Origin of the sequence: Achromobacter spanius (assembly GCF_002966795.1) — a bacterium.
Lineage (GTDB): Bacteria > Pseudomonadota > Gammaproteobacteria > Burkholderiales > Burkholderiaceae_B > Achromobacter > Achromobacter spanius_D.
Genome location: NZ_CP023270.1, coordinates 2,970,333 through 2,988,792, shown reverse-complemented (window position 1 = coordinate 2,988,792; position 18,460 = coordinate 2,970,333). Strand labels below are relative to the sequence as shown.

The window sequence follows — 18,460 nt, the reverse complement described above, 5'->3', positions numbered from 1 at the left end:
ACGCGCCCGGCATCGGGCGCGTTTGTTTTGACGCCTGCTATTGGATGGTTACCCCGGCCGCAATCGCGGATCGTAGATGAAGCGTTCGCGCCGCACCACCACGATATCCTCGGCGTCCGGATGCGCCGGATTGATGAGGAAATTGCAGTCCGGGACGCCACGGTACGGCACGATGGCGCTGGGCAATTCCAGCAGCGCCGACACGCCCGACGCCACCCAGTTGTCGCCCACGGCCTGCGAGGCCTCGGCAAACGGCACCGCATCCCAGAACGGATAGTCGTCCTGCAGCTGCGCCAGCGACAGCGATTGGCGCGCCTCAAAAATGCCATTGGGCACGGCCAGCTCAATCAGATACCGGTTGGCGTGCTCGGACGCGCGCGCGGCAAAATGCACCACCGTTTCCAGCACCGCCAGCGCCACGCTGGCCGAGGCATACACCACCGGCGTGCCCGGGCTGTTGTAGCGTCCGCCCACCGCAGCCGCTCCGGCGCCGGAGAGATCGTCCGCCCGGTACTTGCCCGCCGTGGTGCCAATGCGCCAGAGCGAAACGTAATCGGTCATGCGTAGACGCCCGCAGCGGCGCGGGCCAGCGTGTCCTCGACGATGCGGCTGCTGGCATCCGAGGTCAGCAGCGACAACGGCTTGACGTTGCCCAGCGCGGGCACGGGCGTGTTCAGCCACAGCACCGCTTCCTCGTCGCTGCCCAGCACCTGACGGGCGACGCGCACCACCCGGGCGACGCGGGCAAGCCGGTCGGATTCACCCAGCGGCAGCGCCTGGCCTTCGCGCGTCCAGCGCGACAGCGACGCCGCCTTGACCTCGGTAATCGCCATGATTTCCGACTTGGGCACCTGCAGGTAATCGGCGGCATCGTCCACCATCTGCGCGGGCAGTCCGCGGTGCACGTCCCGGGCAATGTCAGTGAGCGGGCTGTCGATCAGGCCGCGAAAAAGCTGCCTGGGGCGCGGCGGGCGTTTGACGGTGGCGCCGCGCTTGGCGGGAGATTTATCGGTCAGGGCGATGGTCATGATCTGCTCCGGGCGCCGCTTGGACGAACAGCCAGCCGGAGGAACCGGCCAGGGCATGGGGCGGCTGAATTACCAAATTGAATTTATAATATCCCATTTGGAAATCCACGCGCAAGGGCAGGAACCGTGGCGGCCGGCCGGGCACCATCAGTCGTGCACCATTTTTGGGCCTATCATAGGCGGCGACAAAATCCCCCCTCGCATTTCTCTCAAGGACACGCAATGACGGACCGGCAGCTCACGATACTCGCGGCGATCAATCTCATGGTGGCGGTGGGCGCCGGGGCGTTTGGCGCGCACGGGCTCAAGCGCATCCTGACGCCCGACATGCTGGCCGTGTGGCAGACCGGCGTCATGTACCACCTGGTCCACGCGCTGGGCATCTTCATCATCGCGCTGCTGGGCGCCCGCTTCGGGTCGCCGCTGCTGTCGGCCGCGGGCGTCGTCATGTTCGTCGGCATCGTGCTGTTTTCGGGCAGCCTGTACGTGCTGACGCTGACCGGCACAACGTGGCTGGGCGCGGTCACGCCGTTTGGCGGCACGGCCTTCCTGGCCGCGTGGGCGATGGTCGCCATTGCTGCCTACCGCGCGCAAAGCTGAGACGCCCTTCCGTTCTTCGCCTTTCCGTTCTTCACCCACCGGCGGCAGGAACCGCCGCCCTTGCAGGTTTCAGATGTCCCCAAGCACCGCATTACCCGCCGTCCGTGAACATTCCGCCGCCGCAGGCATCGCCTGCGTGGCGGGCGGCATCTTTTTTCTGACGCTCAGCGACGCCAATGCCAAGTGGCTGGGCGCCAGCTACAACCCGTTGCAGATCCTCTTCCTGCGCGCGCTGATCGCCCTGCCTTTCGTAACCGCGCTGGCGCTGTGGCTGGGCGGACGCCGCGTGCTGCGCACCACGCATCCCGGCCTGCACCTGACGCGCGGCGCGATCAACGTGGTCTCGGCCTGTTGCTTCTATCTGGGACTGCAGGCGCTGCCGCTGGCCGAAGCGACCGCCATCGCGTTTGCCGCGCCGCTGTTCGTCACCGCGCTGTCGGTGCTGATCCTGAAGGAGCGCGTGGACGGCAAGCGTTGGCTGGCGGTATTGGCGGGCTTTGCGGGCGTGCTGATCGTGGTGCGCCCGGGCACGCAGGCCTTCCAGGCCGCCACCCTGCTGCCGCTGACCACCGCCCTGCTCTACGCCGTCATGATGATCACGGCGCGCGGCATCAACCGCGCCGAAGGCATGCTGACCACCACCTTCTACATCGTGCTGGGCCAACTGGTCTGCAGCGCCATCGGACTGCCGTGGGTGTGGCGCGCGCCGGCCATGGAAGACCTGCCTTATTTCGGTGGCGTCGCGCTGTTCAGCACGCTGGGGCTGGCGCTCATCACGCAGGGATTCCGCATCGGCCCGGCTTCTGTCGTCGCGCCCTTCGACTACACGGGCCTGGTCTGGGCCACGATTCTGGGATGGATCTTCTGGCGCGAAGCGCCCGACGCCTATGCGTACCTGGGCGCCGTGTTCATTGCAGGCAGCGGCGTGTACATCGCCGTGCGCGAGGCACGCGGGAAGACGCGCCGGCGTGCCACGACCTGACGCTGTCTTGCCATGCCGCCCGCGCTATTCGGTGGGCGGCGGAAAGTGCCGCTGCAGCACGCGGGCCACGTTCGGTTCCAACGCGGCTTCGCGCGCGACCGCGGTCAATGCCGGACACATCGCACCGAACCACGACGGCCCTGGGCGCCAATGCGTCATGACCGTCACATACAGGTCCAGCGCCGAAAAGCGGCGCCCCAGCATGTGCGGCGCGCCGGCCTGGCGTTCCAGTTCCTGCCACAGCTCGGCGCGGCGCGTGTGGACGCGCTCGCGCAGCAGGTCCACCGCATCGCCCGGCGTCGTCCACTGCGCGGGATCGTCGCCGTACGTGAAGGTCGGGTAGACCGCCGCCACGATCCGCACCAGCAGGTTCAGAAAGCGCGCCCGTTCCGGCTTGTCCGCCGTGGGCGCAAGACCAGCCTGCGGCGCCACGTCGTTCAGGTGCAGGATCATCGCCGCGCTTTCGGTCATGACCTCGCCGTCGGGCAGGATCAGCGTGGGTACCTGCCCCAGCGGATTCAGATGCAGCAGCCGGTCTCGCTCGGGACCGGGCTTCAGGTACGGCACGTCCGTCAGGACGTGCGGCACGTTGGCCAGCACCAGCGCCATCTCGACGATGGCGGAGCCGCAGCCCGCGGACCCGATGAGTTCATAGGTCTTCATGACGGTCACCCTCCCGTTTCAGCCGGCGCCACCCGCAGCAGTTCGCCCGGCGAAGCATCCGTCAGCACATACACATAACCGTCCGGCCCCTGCCGCACGTCACGGATCCGGCGCTTGCGGTCGGCCAGCAGCGTTTCCTTCTCGACCACCTTATTGCCGTCGACAGTCAGGCGGATCAGGTTCTGGTTGCCCAGCGCGCCGATGAAGAGCGAATTGCGCCAGGCCGGAAAACGATCGGCGTTGTAGAACGCCATGCCGCTGATGGCGGGCGACTTCGGCCACCAGTAGACCGGCGGCTCCATGCCCGGCAACGTCTCGCCTTTGGCCTCGGGAATCTTCAGACCCGAATAGTTGATGCCGTACGTCGCCAGCGGCCAGCCGTAGTTCTTGCCCGGCTGCACCACGTTGACCTCGTCGCCGCCCCGCGGCCCGTGTTCGTTTTCCCAAAGCTCGCCGGTCCAGGGATTGAGCGCCATGCCTTGCGGATTGCGATGGCCGTACGACCAGATCTCGGGGCGCGCGCCCTGCTTGCCCACGAAGGGATTGTCGTCAGGTAGAGCGCCGTCGGCCTTGAGCCGCACAACCTTGCCCTGCAACTTGTCCAGGTCCTGCGCCGTGGGCCGCTGGTTGTTCTCGCCCAGCGCAATGTAGAGGTAGCCCTTGCCGTCAAACACCAGGCGCGATCCGAAATGCAGCCCGGACGACAGCTTGGGTTCCTGGCGGAAGATCACCTTGAAGTTTTCCAGCCCGCTGCCATCGTCGGCCAGCCGGCCTCGTCCCACGGCCGTGCCGCTCTTGTCGCCGTCCGACTCCGCATAGGACAGGTACACGTAGCGGTCGGTCGCAAAGTTTGGCGACAGCACCACGTCCAGCAGACCGCCCTGGCCGCGCGCGGCCACCTTGGGCACACCGGTCAGCGGCTTGGACAGCCCGCCGGGCGTACGCAACAGCCGCAGGTTCCCGGGTCGTTCGGTGATCAGGATGCCGCCGTCGGGCAGGAACGCCATGGACCAGGGATGATCCAGGCCTCCGACAACGGGCATCACGCGCGCAGGCGCCGACGGCGGTTCCTGCGTGGCTTGCGCGAACGCGGGCGCGGCGGCGCAAACCAGGGTCAAGGACAAGAGAAAGGGAATTGCGCGCGTGCTCGCGGCGGTGCGTGACTGCATGGACATCTCCGGCGGCGACAGTTTGAAAAGCGGGCGCGGAAGGCATGACAGAGAGACGCGGGACCACTCGCGAATGGCATACCCGGTTGGCGTACCATAGCGCCCACGGACGGGAGATCTCCCGTTCTTCCTTCCAGGAGTCTCCGACAGATGAAACTGTACTACATGCCCGGCGCGTGCTCGCTCGCTTCCCACATCGTGCTCGAGTGGATCGGCAAGCCGTATGAAACGCACAAACTCAGCCGCGAGGCGCTCAAGGAGCCCGAGTTTCTGCGGATCAACCCGATGGGCGCCGTGCCTGCGCTGACCGATGGCGACTGGACCCTGACGCAGAACGTATCCATCCTGGAGTACCTGGCTGAACTGGCGCCCGAAAGCACGCTGCTGGGCGACGGCTCCGCGCGTTCGCGCGCCGAAGTGCGCCGTTGGGTCGGCTTCATCAATTCCGACGTGCACAAGACGTTCTCGCTGCTCTTCGGCGCGCAGCGCTACGTGAAGGACGAAGGCGCGCAGAAGGAACTGGCCGCGTCGGCCTCGGCGCTCTTGACCAAGCTGTTCGCGCAACTGGACACGCAGTTGGCCGGCAAGCCGTATCTGGCGGGCGCCGCCCCGTCGGTTGCCGATGCCTACCTGTTCGTCGTGCTGCGCTGGGCGCACGCCAAGGAAGTGGACCTGACCGGTCTGTCCAACCTGTCCGCGTTCTTCGAGCGCATGCAGGCCAACGCCGGCGTCAAGGCCGCGCTGCAGGCCGAAGGGCTGTAATCGCCCCCACTGCCCCGCTGGCGCCCTGGCGTTTTACGCCGGCGTCACGCCGGGCAGCGCCTCGCTCTCCAGGATCTTCCTGACCGCGGCCAGAAAACGCCGCGCCAGCAAGGGCGGCGCGCTCAGATTGGAATGCGTCGCCCAGATGTCCACGCTGGCCTCGGGCGTAATCGGACGCAGCGCCATGTGCGCGGCCTGATCCGGCGTGACGCACCAGGCATCCACCAGTGCCGGCCCCAGGCCCTGCTGCACGAAGGAACAGGCGGTCACGGGCGAATGCACCTCGATCGCCGCCGCGCAGTGCGGGCCTTCGCCAAAGAACGGCTGCAGCGCGCGTCCCAGCGGCGTATCGCGCGGATAGCCGATCCACGCCGCCGACGAAAAGTCCTCCGGCCGCACCGCATCGTGGCTGGCAAGCGGATGCCCGGGCGGCAGCACGCACACCACCGGCACGCGCGCCAGCCGGACCGACGTCAGGTTCGGATGATCCGGCGGCTGCATGGAAATGCCGATATCCGCCTGTCCCGACAGAAAGTACGCCGCCAGCTCGTCGAATGTCACGCTGCGGTAATCGACCCGCGCGCCCGCATTGCGTCCGCGAAATCGCTCCAGCGCCATGGGGATCAGGCGTTGCCCGAAACTGGCACTTGCCACGATCTTCAGCATGCCTGCGCCCGACTGCCCCAGGCTGGCGGCCAGGTCGTTCACGCGCTGGATGCCGCCATACACCTGCTCGACCTCGGCATACAGGCGCCGGGCCTCGGCCGTGGGCGACAGCCGGCTCTTGACGCGCTCGAACAACCGGTAGCCCAGCCGGCTTTCCGTCAGGGCCAGCACCCGGCTCACGGCCGGCTGCGACACATGCAGCATGCGCCCCGCCCCGCTGATCGAGCCGGCCATCATGATGGCGCGGAACACCTCGATCTGGCGCAGGTTCAGCGGCCGCCCGGCGCTTGGCCCGGCCTCGTCGGCATACCCATCGGCTTCCATTTTTTTCCCCTTTTCCAATAACGAGGGATTATAGGTTTGAGACATTTTTCGATGACGCAGTGCCGCATGGCCGGGTGTAATCTGCCCGCTCCACAAAACAAAACCAGGGGAAATCCACCATGCGCAGCACGCTCCTTCGCAGTCTTTCCATGGCGGCGCTCAGCGTCGCCTTCGCCGGCGCCGCCTCGGCCGCCGGCTATCCCGACAAGCCCATCACCTTCGTGGTCCCGTCCGCCGCCGGCGGCTCGCCCGACGTGTTGTCGCGCCTGATCACCACGCAGATCGCCCGCGACACCGGCGCCACGATGGTCGTCGAAAACCGCCCCGGCGCCGCCGGCAACATCGGCATCGCGCTCATCAAGCGAGCCGCGCCCGACGGCTACACGGTCGGCTACGGCAACATCAACACGCTGGCGGTCAACCGCTCGCTGTTCAAGCGCCTGCCGTACGACGTGGACAAGGACCTGACGCCGGTCGCCCACATGTTCGACCTGTACAACGTCCTGATCGTCCCGGCCGAATCGCCCGTCAACAGCGTGCAGGAACTCATCGACCGCGCCCGCAAGGAGCCCGGCCGTCTGTCCTATGGCGCATCGGGCGTCGGCACCACCGGCCACATGGGCGGCGAGCTCTTCAAGAGCATGGCCAAGCTGGACGTGATGTTCATCCCCTACAACGGCGGCCCCGCCGCCATCCAGGATCTGCTGGGCGGCCGCCTGGACTACCTGTTCGTCAACACGTCCGAGGCCGCGCCGCTGGTCAAGAGCGGCAAGGTCCGCGCCCTCGGCGTCAGCAGCCTGAAGCGCCTGTCGCTGATGCCCGACGTGCCCACGCTGGACGAGTCCGGCCTGAAGGGCTACGAGACCGTCGCCTGGGGCGGCGTGGTCGCCCCCAAGGGTACGCCCGACGACGTGGTGACCACGCTGAACGCCGCCATCCAGAAGGCGCTGCAAGCGCCGGAAGTGCGTCAGGGCCTGGCCACACTGGGCGCGGAACCGGCCACCGGCTCGCCCGCCGACTTCAAGCAGCTGATCGATCGCGAAACCGCCAAGTGGCAGCAGATCATCGACAACGCCGGCATCGAAAAACTCGACTGAGCATTCTTCATGACGGCAGACACCTTGCAGGCTGACTTCATCGTCGCGGGCGCCACGCTCATTGACGGCTCGGGCGGGCCCGCCACCCAGGGCGACCTGGCCGTGCGCGCCGGGCGCATCGCGGCGGTGGGCAGCTTTGCCCATCCCGCGGGCGTGCCGGTCATCGACGGCCGGGGCCAGGTCCTGGCGCCGGGCTTCATCGACTCGCACACCCACGACGACGGCTACCTGCTGGCGCATCCCGACATGCTGCCCAAGGTGTCGCAGGGCATCACCACGGTCGTCACCGGCAACTGCGGCATCAGCCTGGCGCCGCTGGCGCGCACGCAGATTCCGCAGCCGCTCGACCTGCTGGGTCCGCCGGAACTCTTTCGCTTTGGCACCTTCCGCGCCTGGATGGACGCCCTGCGCGACACGCCGGCCGCCGTCAACGTGATTCCCCTGGTGGGTCACACCACCTTGCGCGTCGCCGTCATGGACGACACCTCGCGCGCGGCCAACCACGCGGAACGGGCCGCCATGCGCGACCTGATGCAGGAAGCGCTGGATGCAGGCGCGTTCGGCGTGTCGACCGGCACGTTCTACCCGCCGGCCAGCGCCGCGCCCACGGACGAGATCATCGACGTGTGCCAACCGCTGCGCGGCCGCGCCGGCATCTACGCCACGCACCTGCGCGACGAGGCCGACCACATCGTGCCCGCCATGGAAGAGGCGCTGCTCATCGGCCGCGAAACCGAATCCCGCGTGGTGTTCTCGCATCACAAGCTGGCGGGCGAACGCAATCATGGCCGCACCCGCGAAACGCTGGACCTCATCAGCCGCGCCGCGGCCGCGCAGCCCGTCTGCCTGGACTGCCATCCCTACCCCGCGACGTCGACCATGCTGCGGCTGGACCGCGCGCGGCTTGCCAGCCGCACGATGATCACGTGGTCCAAAGGCTATCCCGAGGCCACGGGCCGCGACTTCAGCGACGTCATGGCCGAACTTGGCCTGGACGACGAAGCCGCCGTCGCCCGGCTGGCCCCGGCCGGCGCCATCTACTTCCTGATGGACCCGTCGGACGTCAAACGCATCTTTGCCCATCCGCTGACCATGGTCGGCTCGGACGGCCTGCCCTTCGACCCGCATCCGCACCCCCGCCAATGGGGCACGTTCACCAACGTGCTGCGCACGATGGTGCGCGAGCAGAGCCTGCTGTCGCTCGAGTCCGCCATCCACAAGATGACCGGATTGGCCGCGGCCCAGTACGGCGTCGCCGGGCGTGGCCTGCTCCGGGAGGGGTATCATGCTGACCTGGTGCTGTTCGATCCCGCCACCGTTACCGACGTGGCCACTTTTTCAGCGCCCATTCAGGCAAGCCGGGGCATCCACGCCGTGTGGGTCAACGGCAGGCAGGTCTGGGACGGGGAACGGACGGGCACCGAACGCCCGGGCCATGTCCTGACGCCCGGTGATGCATGAGCACGGAGTACTTAAAGTGAAGACGTTTTCCCAGGGCTGCTACCTGGGTGTATTGGGCGGAATGGGCCCCATGGCCGGCGCGGCCTTTGCCCTCCGCCTGGCGGCGCTGACGCCCGCCACGGTTGACCAGCAACACATCCCCACCTTGCTGCGCAACGATCCCCGCATTCCCGACCGGTCCAGCGCCTACATGGCCGGCGGCGAAAGTCCCCTGCCCTACATGGTCGGCGGCGTGCGCTTCCTGGAACAGGCCGGCGCCCAGCTCATCGCCATTCCGTGCAATACCGCCCACCTGTGGTTCGACGAGATCGCCGCGTCCACGCAACTGCCGGTGCTGCACATCATCGAAGCGGTCATCGAAGACCTGCGCCGGCTCGGCCTGCCCAGCGGCCGCATCGGCTTGATGGGCACTGCTGCCACGCTCAAGCTCGGTCTCTACCAGCGCCACCTCGAAGCCCAGGGCTACGAGTGCATCGTGCCTGACGACGACGAAGTCGAACGCTTCTGCATGGGCTCGATCCGCGCCGTCAAGGGCAACCAGCTCGAAGACGCCTTCGCGCCCGCCGCCGAATGCATCGCCCGCCTGAAGGCCCGCGGCGCCGACGCCGTGGTGCTGGGCTGCACCGAATTGCCCCTGGCCGTCCCGCACGCCCTGCGCCCCAGTCTGGGCGTGACCCTCACCGACTCCATCGACGCCCTCGCCCGCGCCGCCATCGCGCACTACCAGGCCGACCAGCCGGCCGAACGCATCGCTGCTTAAAAAAAAGGCGCATCTTTCGATGCGCCCACTTCCTTCGCGGGGAAGAGGTCAACCGCCCAGGTACGCCTTGCGGACCTTGTCGTTGACCAGCAGGTTGGCGCCGGTGTCCTGCAGGACCACGCGGCCGTTTTCCAGCACGTAGCCGCGATCCGCCACGCCCAGCGCCTTGTTGGCGTTCTGCTCGACCAGGAACACAGTCACGCCCTGCTCGCGGATCTCGCGGATGATGTCGAAGATCTGGGCGATCACCAGCGGGGCCAGGCCCAGCGTCGGTTCGTCCAGCAGCAACAGGCGCGGCCGGGTCATCAGCGCGCGGCCGATGGCCAGCATCTGCTGTTCGCCGCCCGACATCAGCCCCGCGCGCTGACTGGCGCGTTCCTTCAAGCGCGGGAACAGACCGTAGACGTGGTCGATGCCGGCCTCGATCTCGTCGCGCTTCAAGAAGAAGCCGCCCATCATCAGGTTCTCGGCGACCGTCAGGTCCTTGAACACGCGCCGGCCCTCAGGCGAAATGGCAATGCCACTGCGCATGATGTGGTGCGTGTCCTTGTTCGTGATGTCCTCGCCTTCGAACGTGATCTTGCCTTCGCGCGCCCGCGGATTGCCGCAGACCGTCATCAGCAGCGTCGTCTTACCGGCGCCGTTGGCGCCGATCAGCGTGACGATCTCGCCCTGGTTGACGTCCACCGACACGCCGTTCAGCGCCTGGATTGCGCCATAGTACGTGTGTATGTTTTCCAGCTTCAGCATCATTCCTCCCCCAGGTACGCCTTGATGACGCGCTCGTCGTTGCGCACCTGCTCGGGGGTGCCGGTCGTGATGGGCTTGCCGTGTTCCATGACCAGAATGCGGTCCGAAATGCCCATGATCAGGCTCATGTCGTGCTCGATCAGCAGCACGGCCACGCCGAATTCGCGGCGTAGCTGGTCGATGAGCGATTGCAGATCGCGCTTTTCCTGGGGGTTGAGGCCTGCGGCCGGCTCGTCCAGCATCAGCAGGCGCGGCTTGGTGATCATGCAGCGCGCGATTTCCAGGCGCCGCTGGTGGCCATAGGCCAGGTTGCCGGCTTCGCGGTTGGCGAATTCGCGCAGGCCCATGAAATCCAGCCATTGCGCCGCCCGCGACAGCGCTTCGGATTCGGACTGGCGATACCCCTTGGTCTTCAGCAGACCCGGCAGCAGCCGGGATTCCACCTGCGTATGCTGCGCGACCAGCAGGTTTTCCAGCACCGTCAGTTGCTTGAACAGGCGCACGTTCTGGAACGTGCGCACCAGCCCATGACGCGCCACCTTGTGGCTGGCAAGACCCGTGATGGGTTTGCCGTCCATGACGATTTCACCGGCGGTCGGCGCATAGAAGCCGCCCACGCAGTTGAACACGGTGGTCTTGCCGGCCCCGTTTGGGCCGATGATGGCAAAGACCTCGTCGGACATGACCTCGAAACCCACGCTGTCGACGGCCAAGAGGCCGCCGAACCGCATGGTCAGGCCGGAGACTTTCAGCAATGCCTCGCTCATTTAGCCAGCTCCACGTGGGGACGCTTCATGGGCAACAACCCCTGCGGACGCCACATCATCATCAACACCATCACCAGACCGAACATCAGCATCCGGTACTCGGCGAACTCGCGCGCCAGTTCGGGCAGCACGGTCAGCAGGATGGCAGCGAGGATCACACCCACCTGCGAACCCATGCCGCCCAGCACCACGATGGCCAGGATCAGCGCGGACTCGATGAACGTGAAGGACTCCGGATTCACCATGCCCTGGCGCGCCGCGAAAAACGCGCCGCCAAAGCCGGCAAACATGGCGCCCAGCGTGAACGCGGACAGCTTGATGCGCGTGGGATTCAGGCCCAGCGAACGGCAGGCGATCTCGTCCTCGCGCAGCGCCTCCCAGGCGCGGCCGACCGGCATGCGGATCAGGCGCGTCGACACGAACAGCGTCACCAGTGCCAGCAGCAGCGCCATCATGTACAGGTAGATCACCATGTCCTGGTTCTGGAACGTCAGCCCGAAGAATTCATGGAACGTCGTTCCGCCCTCGGTGCTGGGGCGGCGCGTCATTTCCAGGCCGAAGAACGTCGGCTTCGGAATGCCGGAAATACCGTCCGGACCGCCCGTCATCTTGTTCAGGTTGATGAGCAGCAGGCGAATGATTTCACCGAAGCCCAGCGTCACGATGGCCAGGTAGTCACCGCGCAGCCGCAGCACCGGAAATCCCAGCACGAAACCGAACAGTGCGGACATCGCACCCGCGAAAGGCAGCGCTTCCCAGAAGCTCCAGCCGCCCCAGTGATAGAGCAACGCATACGTGTAGGCGCCGACGGCGTAAAAGCCCACGAAGCCCAGATCCAGCAGCCCGGCAAAACCCACCACGATGTTCAGGCCCAGGCCCAGCATCACGTAGATCAGCACCAGCGTGGCGATGTCCACCGAACTGCGGCCCGCGAAGAACGGCCAGATCACCGCAACAGCAAGCAGCAGCAGCATCAGCGGCTTGTGGTTGCGGGCCGGCGCCGACGACAGCGTCGGCAGGCTGGTCTTCAACTTCTTGAACGGCATGGCAAGCCACGGCCGCAACAGCTGAAACACGAACACCACCGCCGCGGCCAGCGCCACCAGCGACCAGTTCGACTCCATCGACGTGCGCGCGCCCTGGCGGATGAGCTGCAGGCCGAAGACCGGGGTGACGATGACCGCCGTCAGCACGGCCGCCATCGTGGCATTTTTGAGATTGTTGGTCGACATCAGACTTTTTCCACCTCAGGTTTGCCCAGCAGCCCGGTGGGACGGAACAGCAGAATCAGGACCAGCAGCGAGAACGCCACGATGTCCTTGTACTGCGACGATATATAGGCAGCCGCAAAGGTTTCCGCCAGGCCCAGCAGCACGCCGCCCAGCATCGCGCCGGGGATGCTGCCGATGCCGCCCAGCACCGCAGCCGTGAAGGCCTTGATGCCGGCCAGAAAGCCGATGAAGGGATTGAGCTTGCCGATGGTGATGGCGATCAGCACGCCGCCCACCGCCGCCAGGATCGCACCCATCACGAACGTGAACGAGATCACGCGGTTGGTGTCGATGCCCAGCAGGTTGGCCATGTGCATGTCCTGCGAGCAGGCGCGCGAGGCGCGGCCCATGCGGGAATACTTGATGAACAGCGTCAGCGCGATCATCAGCACCACCGTCACCACGATGATCATGAGGCGCGAGTACGGCACGGTCACGTCAAAGTCCGATCCCATGTGGAACTGCACGGCGCCCGACACCAGCGAGGGCACGGCCATGTCGCGCGCGCCCTGGCCGAGGGCCACCCAGTTCTGCAGGAAGATCGACATCCCGATGGCGGAGATCAGCGCCACCAGACGGGGACTGCCGCGCACCGGCCGATACGCCACGCGTTCGACCGAAAAGCCGTAGATGCCGGTCACCGTAATGGCAACGAGCAGCATGGCCGCGATGATGAAGGGGGTCGGCAAGCCGCTGTTGGTGCCGATAGCCGTCAAGGTGACCAGGCCCACATAGGCGCCGATCATATAGATTTCGCCGTGGGCGAAATTGATCATCCCGATGATGCCGTAGACCATTGTGTAGCCGATGGCAATCAGCGCGTAGATCGCTCCCAGGGACAATCCGTTGAAGAATTGCTGGGTAAGTTGGGGTATGAGGTCGGACATGATTCCAATGCTCCAAATAGTTCCGGCTCCGGTAGTGAGACCCGGAGCCGGAAACCTGGGCGTATTCTAAAAGGGCCTGCCGGCGCCGCCTTGCCGGCCGCACAGCGCTTTTGGCGCATCGCTACGCGGATTACGGCTAGACGAAGACAGCAGGCCCTACACACCGGCAACACGCCGGCGGGATCGCGAGTTTACAGCTGGGTCTTCTTTCCGTCCTTGTCCCACTTATAGACGGCGAACTCAAAGTCCTTCAGGTCGCCCTTGGCATCGTATTCGACCTTGCCGATGCCGGTGTTGAACGTCGTCTTGTGCATGTAGTCGGCGACCTTGGCCGGATCTTCGCCGACAGCGTTGATGCTGTCAGCCAGGATCTGGACCGCGGCGTAGGCCGGCATCTGGAAGGCGCCGTCCGGATCGCGCTTGGCGTCCTTGAAGGCCTTGACGATGCTTTCGTTGCCCGGCAGCTTGGTGAAGTCGGCCGGCAGCGTGACCAGCAGGCCGTCGATGGCGGGACCGGCGATTGCCACCAGATCCTGGTTGGCCGTGCCTTCCGGACCCATGAACTGGACCTTCAGGCCCTGTTCACGCGCCTGGCGCAGCAGCAGGCCCAGCTCGGGGTGATAACCGCCGAAATAGACCAGGTCCACGCCCGAGGACTTCAGCTTGGTGATGATGGCCGAGTAGTCGCTGTCGCCGACGTTGATGCCTTCAAACAGCGCAACGTTGACCTTTTCCTTGGCCAGCGCGTCCTTGACCTGCGTGGCCACACCCGAACCGTAGGTCTGCTTGTCGTGCAGCACGGCAACCTTCTGGGGCTTCAAGGTCTTGGCGATGTAGCCGGCGGCGTACGGACCCTGCTGGTCGTCGCGGCCGATGGTGCGGAAGAAGAAATGCGGCTTGATGGTGTCGGTGACCAGCGGCGACGTGGCGCCCGGGGTGATGCCGACAATGCCCTCTTCCTCGTAGACCTTCACGGCAGCGACCGTGACGCCCGAGCACGCATGGGCCACGGCAAACTTGGCGCCGGAGTTGACTACGCGGTTGGCGGCGGGCACGGCCTGCTTGGGTTCGCAGCCGTCGTCGATCAGGATCGGTTCGAGCTTCTTGCCCTTGACGCCGCCCTTGGCGTTGATGGTTTCGATGGCGGTCAGCGCGCCGGCTTGAATTTGGTCGCCGTATTGGGTGTTGGGACCGGTCATGGGCTGGGGAATGCCGATCTTGATCGTGTCGGCGGCGTGCGCGGCGCCAGCCAAGGCAAGTGCCCCAAGCGCCATGGCTACCGGGGTAAGGCGATTCAGAAACTTCATGCGGAGTTCTCCAGCGAGGTTTTGAGCGGCTCTGTCCAACACGGTTTATCGGGAGAGTACCCCTACGTCCGCATTGCCCGTCGCCGGCTTCTTGGGCAAAAACACGGTGTGGGCGGTATTCTGAAAGCAAGCCGTCATACTGTCACTGCGTGTAATCCCCAATATTTCAAGCGGGGCTTTTATTCGTGACGGATAGCCCGCGTAATGCGGTGAATTCATTGGAGAAAACGCAATTCCGGCTACGTTGTTCGCTGGCGCTTTGCTGGGATTTATGGTTAGCCGATTTATATGAAAACGCATTAATACGGCGTTTAAACATGCATTTAAATACAGTACTTACGCCGGACTTACTGCGTCCCGCGCAAATAATGTCTGGCGCATTAATAAAAACGCGCGGCCGGCTTAAAGCAGCATCGGACGCGCGCGGTCATGGCATCGCGCAGACGGACCGCAACGCGGCTAGGCGTTCGCAGGCTTTGCCAGGTTCCACATCAGGGCACGGAACGGCGCCAGCATACTGATATTGACGACCAGCTTGATCGCCAGGTCGCCCAGCATCCACGTGACCCAAGGCAACCCGGTTGCGGCGAATGCCACGCTGAAGAACACCGCCGTATCCAATATGGCGCCCAGCACGCCGGACGCCAGCGGCGCGCGCCACCAGCGCTGGTCACGCAGGCGGTCGAACACCTGGATGTCGACGAGCTGCGCGCAGATATAAGCCAGCCCCGAGGCCAGCGCAATGCGCGGCGACGCCACCCAGACGGACACGGCCAGCGCGGCGGCAAAGCCAAACCACACCACGCGCCGGGCGGCGGCCGGGCCGAAACGGCGGTTGAGCACATCCGTGACCAGGAACGCCACCGGATAGGACAGCCCGCCCCATGTCAGCCAGTCGTTGAGCGGCACCTGCACCAGGATATTTGAGCCGACCACGACAGCCAGCATGCACAGCACCGAAATGCCGAATTGCAGGCGGGTCATCGCGGGAAAGCGTGCGGCGGTCGGCATCATTGGCGGCACGCTCCGACCATCCCCGGCACCGCACCGACAGCGGCCATTCGCGCGATCGCGACGTCGTCTTGCAACCATTGACGTGTCGAAGCCGCAACACCTTGCATGTTCCGTGTCGCGCGCGCGAACAGGGCCCCGGCGGTCCGCGACTTGCAGCCATGACGGGCTCGCGCGCCGGTCGCCCGCCCCGCCTGCGAGGCGCGCGTTGCATGCTGGTTTATGTCAATGACATGAACGTCCCTGGCGGCGCATACTTTGCCGACCGGGCGCGCGGCCAAGGCTCGCGCCCTGCCCCCACCGCCGGTGAACGCAATCGAAAGTTCGTTTTTCATAGGCGGCGATTGTAAACGGTCACTTCCCCGCAGCAAAAACGCCAAAAATGTTCGTTCGCGCCTGAAACGCGCAATTTGACAGGCGTTTGTAGTGATGTGAAAGTCACGGTTTTGTCACAAACAATTCATAAGGTGTCGTGTTTCATGCGCCCGGACAACCCGTGCGCAACACGCCCAACTGGAGAACCCTTTATGCGATCCCATCGTATTGCACTGACCTTTGCCGCCATCATGACGGCTTTCGCCGGCGCTTCCGCGCAAGCAGCCACCGAGATCCAGTTCTGGCATTCGATGGAAGGCGCGCTGGGCGACCGCGTCAACGGCTTGGTCGAGGAATTCAACAAGAAGAACCCCGACTACCAGGTCAAGGCCATCTACAAGGGCAACTACGGTGAATCCATGAACGCCGGCATCGCCGCGTTCCGCGCCGGCAACGCGCCGGACATCCTGCAGGTCTTCGAAGTCGGCACCGCCACCATGATGTACGCCAAGGGCGCCATCAAGCCGGTGCAGCAGATGTCCGAAGAAGCCGGCAACCCGATCGACCCCAAGGAATTCATCGGCGCCGTGGCTGGCTACTACTCGTCGGCCGACGGCAAGCTGGTGTCGATGCCGTTCAACAGCTCGACCGTCGTCTTCTACTACAACAAGGACGCCTTCAAGAAGGCTGGCCTGGACGCCGACAATCCCCCCAAGACCTGGGAAGAACTGGCCGCTGCCGGCCAGAAGCTGAAGGCCGCTGGCCAGGAATGCGGCTACACCACCTCCTGGCCGTCGTGGACCCAGCTCGAGACCTTCTCGGCCTGGCACAACGTGCCGTACGCCACCAAGGACAACGGCTTCGGCGGCCTGGATGCGCGCATCGCCATCAACACCCCGCTGCACGTGCGTCACCTTGAAAACCTGGCCAAGCTCGGCAAGGAAGGCATCTTCATGTACGGCGGCCGCGGCGACGAGCCCAACTCGCTGTTCATCAGCGGCAAGTGCGCCATGATCACCGGCTCGTCCGGCCTGCGCGCCAACATCGCCAAGAACGCCAAGTTCGAATTCGGCACCTCCACGCTGCCCTACTACGCCGACGTGCAAGGCGCCCCGCAGAACACCATCATCGGCGGCGCATCGCTGTGGGTCTTCGCCAACAAGAAGCCCGAAACCTACAAGGGCGTGACCGCGTTCTTCAAGTTCCTGGCCAGCCCCGAAATCGCCGCCCGCTGGCACCAGCAGACCGGCTACGTGCCCGTCACCAAGGCGGCTTACGAGCTGACCAAGAAGGAAGGCTTCTACGACAAGAACCCGGGCACCGAAGTCGGCGTCAAGCAATTGAACGTCGAAACGACCGCCCAATCGCGCGGCCTGCGCCTGGGCTTCCTGCCCCAGATCCGCGAGATCGAGGACGCTGAAATCGAACGCATCGTCTCGGGCAAGGTTGCCCCCAAGGACGGCGCCGAGAACATCGTCAAGCGCGGCAACGAGCTGCTGGAAAAGTTCGAGAAGAGTGTAAAGTAACGCCCTTTCGCGTGATCTGACCGCCTTGTCAATCGGCATTTTCCATGTTGCGACAAGGACTTACGAGGCTTAAAGCCCTGGTTTTTCTGGGGCTTTAAGCCTATCGTGTTTTTATGAGTGCCGGTGCTTTCGGGCTCCGGGCGCCTCGCGCGGCACGCGCGCTGGCGGTTTCAGGCGGCGGTTATTTCAACCGCCGCTTTTCTGTACCTTGGGTTCCCCCTATGGAAAAACGCGTTGTATTCGGGCACAAGACCTTGCCCTATCTGCTGCTCCTGCCGCAGCTGATCATTACCGTGGTGTTCTTCTTCCTGCCCGCCGGACAAGCCATGTGGCAGTCCATGCGCCTTGAAGATCCCTTCGGTCTGTCCTCGCAGTTCGTCGGCCTGGACAACTTCATGGAACTGTTCTCGCAACAGAGCTACCTGGATTCCTTCCGCGTCACCGCCGTGTTTTCGGTGCTGGTGGCCGGTGTTGGCCTTGGCGTGTCGCTGGTGCTGGCCGTGATGGCCGACCGCGTGATCCGTGGCTCCGGGCTCTACAAGACCCTGCTCATCTGGCCGTATGCCGTGGCGCCCGCCGTCGTCGGCGTGCTGTGGCTGTTCCTGTTTTCGCCCTCCGTCGGCATCCTGGCCGTGGCCCTGCGCAAGTCGGGCGTGGACTGGAACCCCCGCCTTGACGGCAACCAGGCGATGACCCTGGTGATCATCGCGGCCGTCTGGAAGCAGGTGTCGTACAACTTCCTCTTCTTCCTGGCCGGCCTGCAATCGATCCCGCGTTCGCTCATCGAAGCCGCCGCGATCGACGGCGCCAGCCCCGCGCGCCGCTTCTGGACCATCGTCTTCCCGCTGCTGTCGCCCACCACGTTCTTCCTGCTGGTGGTCAACATCATCTACGCCTTCTTTGACACGTTTGCCGTGATCGACACGACGACGCAAGGCGGTCCGGGCACGTCGACCTCGATCCTGGTCTACAAGGTGTATAGCGACGGCTTCCGCGGCCTGGACCTCGGTTCGTCCGCCGCCCAGTCCGTCGTCCTGATGTTCATTGTGGTTGCCTTGACGGTCGTACAGTTCCGGTACGTCGACCGCAAAGTGCAGTATTGATTTTGTCCGAG

The 18,460-nt window shown here is 65.2% G+C and carries 19 protein-coding genes; 8 read left to right on the top strand and 11 right to left on the bottom strand.

Features of this window, described 5'->3' with window-relative positions; translation table 11 throughout:
• Positions 1–48: 48 nt before the first annotated feature.
• Positions 49–561 carry an RES family NAD+ phosphorylase gene (locus CLM73_RS13380; RefSeq protein ID WP_105238844.1) on the bottom strand — a complete coding sequence of 171 codons (513 nt, stop codon included), beginning with the start codon at positions 559–561 and terminating at the stop codon, positions 49–51.
• A complete protein-coding gene (locus tag CLM73_RS13375; protein ID WP_105238843.1) occupies positions 558–1,028 on the bottom strand; it encodes an antitoxin Xre/MbcA/ParS toxin-binding domain-containing protein in 471 nt (156 codons plus the stop codon). The genes CLM73_RS13380 and CLM73_RS13375 overlap by 4 nt, the downstream gene beginning before the upstream one ends.
• Before the next feature lie 222 nt (positions 1,029–1,250).
• Here CLM73_RS13375 and CLM73_RS13365 point away from each other — a divergent pair, with 222 nt between their 5' ends.
• Together CLM73_RS13365 and CLM73_RS13360 are read left to right on the top strand one after the other, a co-directional pair.
• Positions 1,251–1,628 (top strand): DUF423 domain-containing protein, encoded by a 378-nt coding sequence (locus CLM73_RS13365; RefSeq protein WP_105238841.1) that lies wholly within the window; start codon positions 1,251–1,253, stop codon positions 1,626–1,628.
• Positions 1,629–1,701: 73 nt separating this feature from the next.
• Positions 1,702–2,610, top strand: coding sequence for a DMT family transporter (locus CLM73_RS13360; RefSeq protein ID WP_105238840.1), 909 nt, complete (start codon positions 1,702–1,704; stop codon positions 2,608–2,610).
• 24 nt (positions 2,611–2,634) lie between these two features.
• Here CLM73_RS13360 and CLM73_RS13355 read toward each other — a convergent pair whose 3' ends face one another.
• Positions 2,635–3,273, bottom strand: a complete 639-nt coding sequence (locus CLM73_RS13355; protein WP_105241508.1) for a glutathione S-transferase family protein — start codon at positions 3,271–3,273, stop codon at positions 2,635–2,637.
• Positions 3,274–3,278: 5 nt separating this feature from the next.
• On the bottom strand, positions 3,279–4,442 hold the full coding sequence (locus CLM73_RS13350; protein WP_105238839.1) for a PQQ-dependent sugar dehydrogenase: 1,164 nt from the start codon (positions 4,440–4,442) through the stop codon (positions 3,279–3,281).
• A gap of 150 nt (positions 4,443–4,592) precedes the next feature.
• Here CLM73_RS13350 and CLM73_RS13345 point away from each other — a divergent pair, with 150 nt between their 5' ends.
• Complete coding sequence (locus CLM73_RS13345; RefSeq protein WP_105238838.1) at positions 4,593–5,204, top strand: glutathione binding-like protein; 612 nt, start codon at positions 4,593–4,595, stop codon at positions 5,202–5,204.
• A gap of 33 nt (positions 5,205–5,237) precedes the next feature.
• Here CLM73_RS13345 and CLM73_RS13340 read toward each other — a convergent pair whose 3' ends face one another.
• Positions 5,238–6,194, bottom strand: a complete 957-nt coding sequence (locus CLM73_RS13340) for a LysR family transcriptional regulator (protein WP_105238837.1) — start codon at positions 6,192–6,194, stop codon at positions 5,238–5,240.
• 119 nt (positions 6,195–6,313) lie between these two features.
• Here CLM73_RS13340 and CLM73_RS13335 point away from each other — a divergent pair, with 119 nt between their 5' ends.
• The 3 genes from CLM73_RS13335 to CLM73_RS13325 all read left to right on the top strand — a co-directional run bounded on the left by CLM73_RS13335 (position 6,314) and on the right by CLM73_RS13325 (position 9,512).
• Positions 6,314–7,291 carry a Bug family tripartite tricarboxylate transporter substrate binding protein gene (locus CLM73_RS13335; protein ID WP_105238836.1) on the top strand — a complete coding sequence of 326 codons (978 nt, stop codon included), beginning with the start codon at positions 6,314–6,316 and terminating at the stop codon, positions 7,289–7,291.
• A 9-nt stretch (positions 7,292–7,300) separates the two neighbouring features.
• Positions 7,301–8,752, top strand: coding sequence for an N-acyl-D-amino-acid deacylase family protein (locus CLM73_RS13330; RefSeq protein WP_105238835.1), 1,452 nt, complete (start codon positions 7,301–7,303; stop codon positions 8,750–8,752).
• Positions 8,753–8,822: 70 nt separating this feature from the next.
• Positions 8,823–9,512, top strand: coding sequence for an aspartate/glutamate racemase family protein (locus CLM73_RS13325; RefSeq protein WP_418904951.1), 690 nt, complete (start codon positions 8,823–8,825; stop codon positions 9,510–9,512).
• Positions 9,513–9,560: 48 nt separating this feature from the next.
• On the opposite strand, the gene CLM73_RS13320 is transcribed toward CLM73_RS13325, so the two are convergent.
• From CLM73_RS13320 to CLM73_RS13295, 6 genes are all read right to left on the bottom strand, one after another.
• Entirely contained in the window at positions 9,561–10,262 is a 702-nt protein-coding gene (locus CLM73_RS13320) for an ABC transporter ATP-binding protein (RefSeq protein WP_105238833.1), read from the bottom strand.
• Positions 10,262–11,029 carry a high-affinity branched-chain amino acid ABC transporter ATP-binding protein LivG gene (gene livG / locus CLM73_RS13315; RefSeq protein ID WP_056561068.1) on the bottom strand — a complete coding sequence of 256 codons (768 nt, stop codon included), beginning with the start codon at positions 11,027–11,029 and terminating at the stop codon, positions 10,262–10,264. The genes CLM73_RS13320 and livG overlap by 1 nt, the downstream gene beginning before the upstream one ends.
• Positions 11,026–12,261: a high-affinity branched-chain amino acid ABC transporter permease LivM gene (locus tag CLM73_RS13310; protein ID WP_199778295.1), complete on the bottom strand. Its 1,236-nt coding sequence runs from the start codon at positions 12,259–12,261 to the stop codon at positions 11,026–11,028. The genes livG and CLM73_RS13310 overlap by 4 nt, the downstream gene beginning before the upstream one ends.
• Complete coding sequence (gene livH, locus CLM73_RS13305) at positions 12,261–13,187, bottom strand: high-affinity branched-chain amino acid ABC transporter permease LivH (protein WP_056561063.1); 927 nt, start codon at positions 13,185–13,187, stop codon at positions 12,261–12,263. Before livH ends, CLM73_RS13310 begins: the two co-directional genes overlap by 1 nt.
• A 191-nt stretch (positions 13,188–13,378) precedes the next feature.
• Positions 13,379–14,494 (bottom strand): high-affinity branched-chain amino acid ABC transporter substrate-binding protein, encoded by a 1,116-nt coding sequence (locus CLM73_RS13300; protein WP_105238831.1) that lies wholly within the window; start codon positions 14,492–14,494, stop codon positions 13,379–13,381.
• A gap of 459 nt (positions 14,495–14,953) precedes the next feature.
• Complete coding sequence (locus CLM73_RS13295; RefSeq protein WP_418904950.1) at positions 14,954–15,505, bottom strand: queuosine precursor transporter; 552 nt, start codon at positions 15,503–15,505, stop codon at positions 14,954–14,956.
• Positions 15,506–16,032: 527 nt separating this feature from the next.
• On the opposite strand from CLM73_RS13295, the gene ugpB reads away from it, so the two are divergent.
• Complete coding sequence (ugpB, locus tag CLM73_RS13290; protein ID WP_105238829.1) at positions 16,033–17,346, top strand: sn-glycerol-3-phosphate ABC transporter substrate-binding protein UgpB; 1,314 nt, start codon at positions 16,033–16,035, stop codon at positions 17,344–17,346.
• Between the two features lie 221 nt (positions 17,347–17,567).
• Complete coding sequence (gene ugpA / locus CLM73_RS13285; RefSeq protein ID WP_105238828.1) at positions 17,568–18,449, top strand: sn-glycerol-3-phosphate ABC transporter permease UgpA; 882 nt, start codon at positions 17,568–17,570, stop codon at positions 18,447–18,449.
• Positions 18,450–18,460 lie beyond the last annotated feature (11 nt).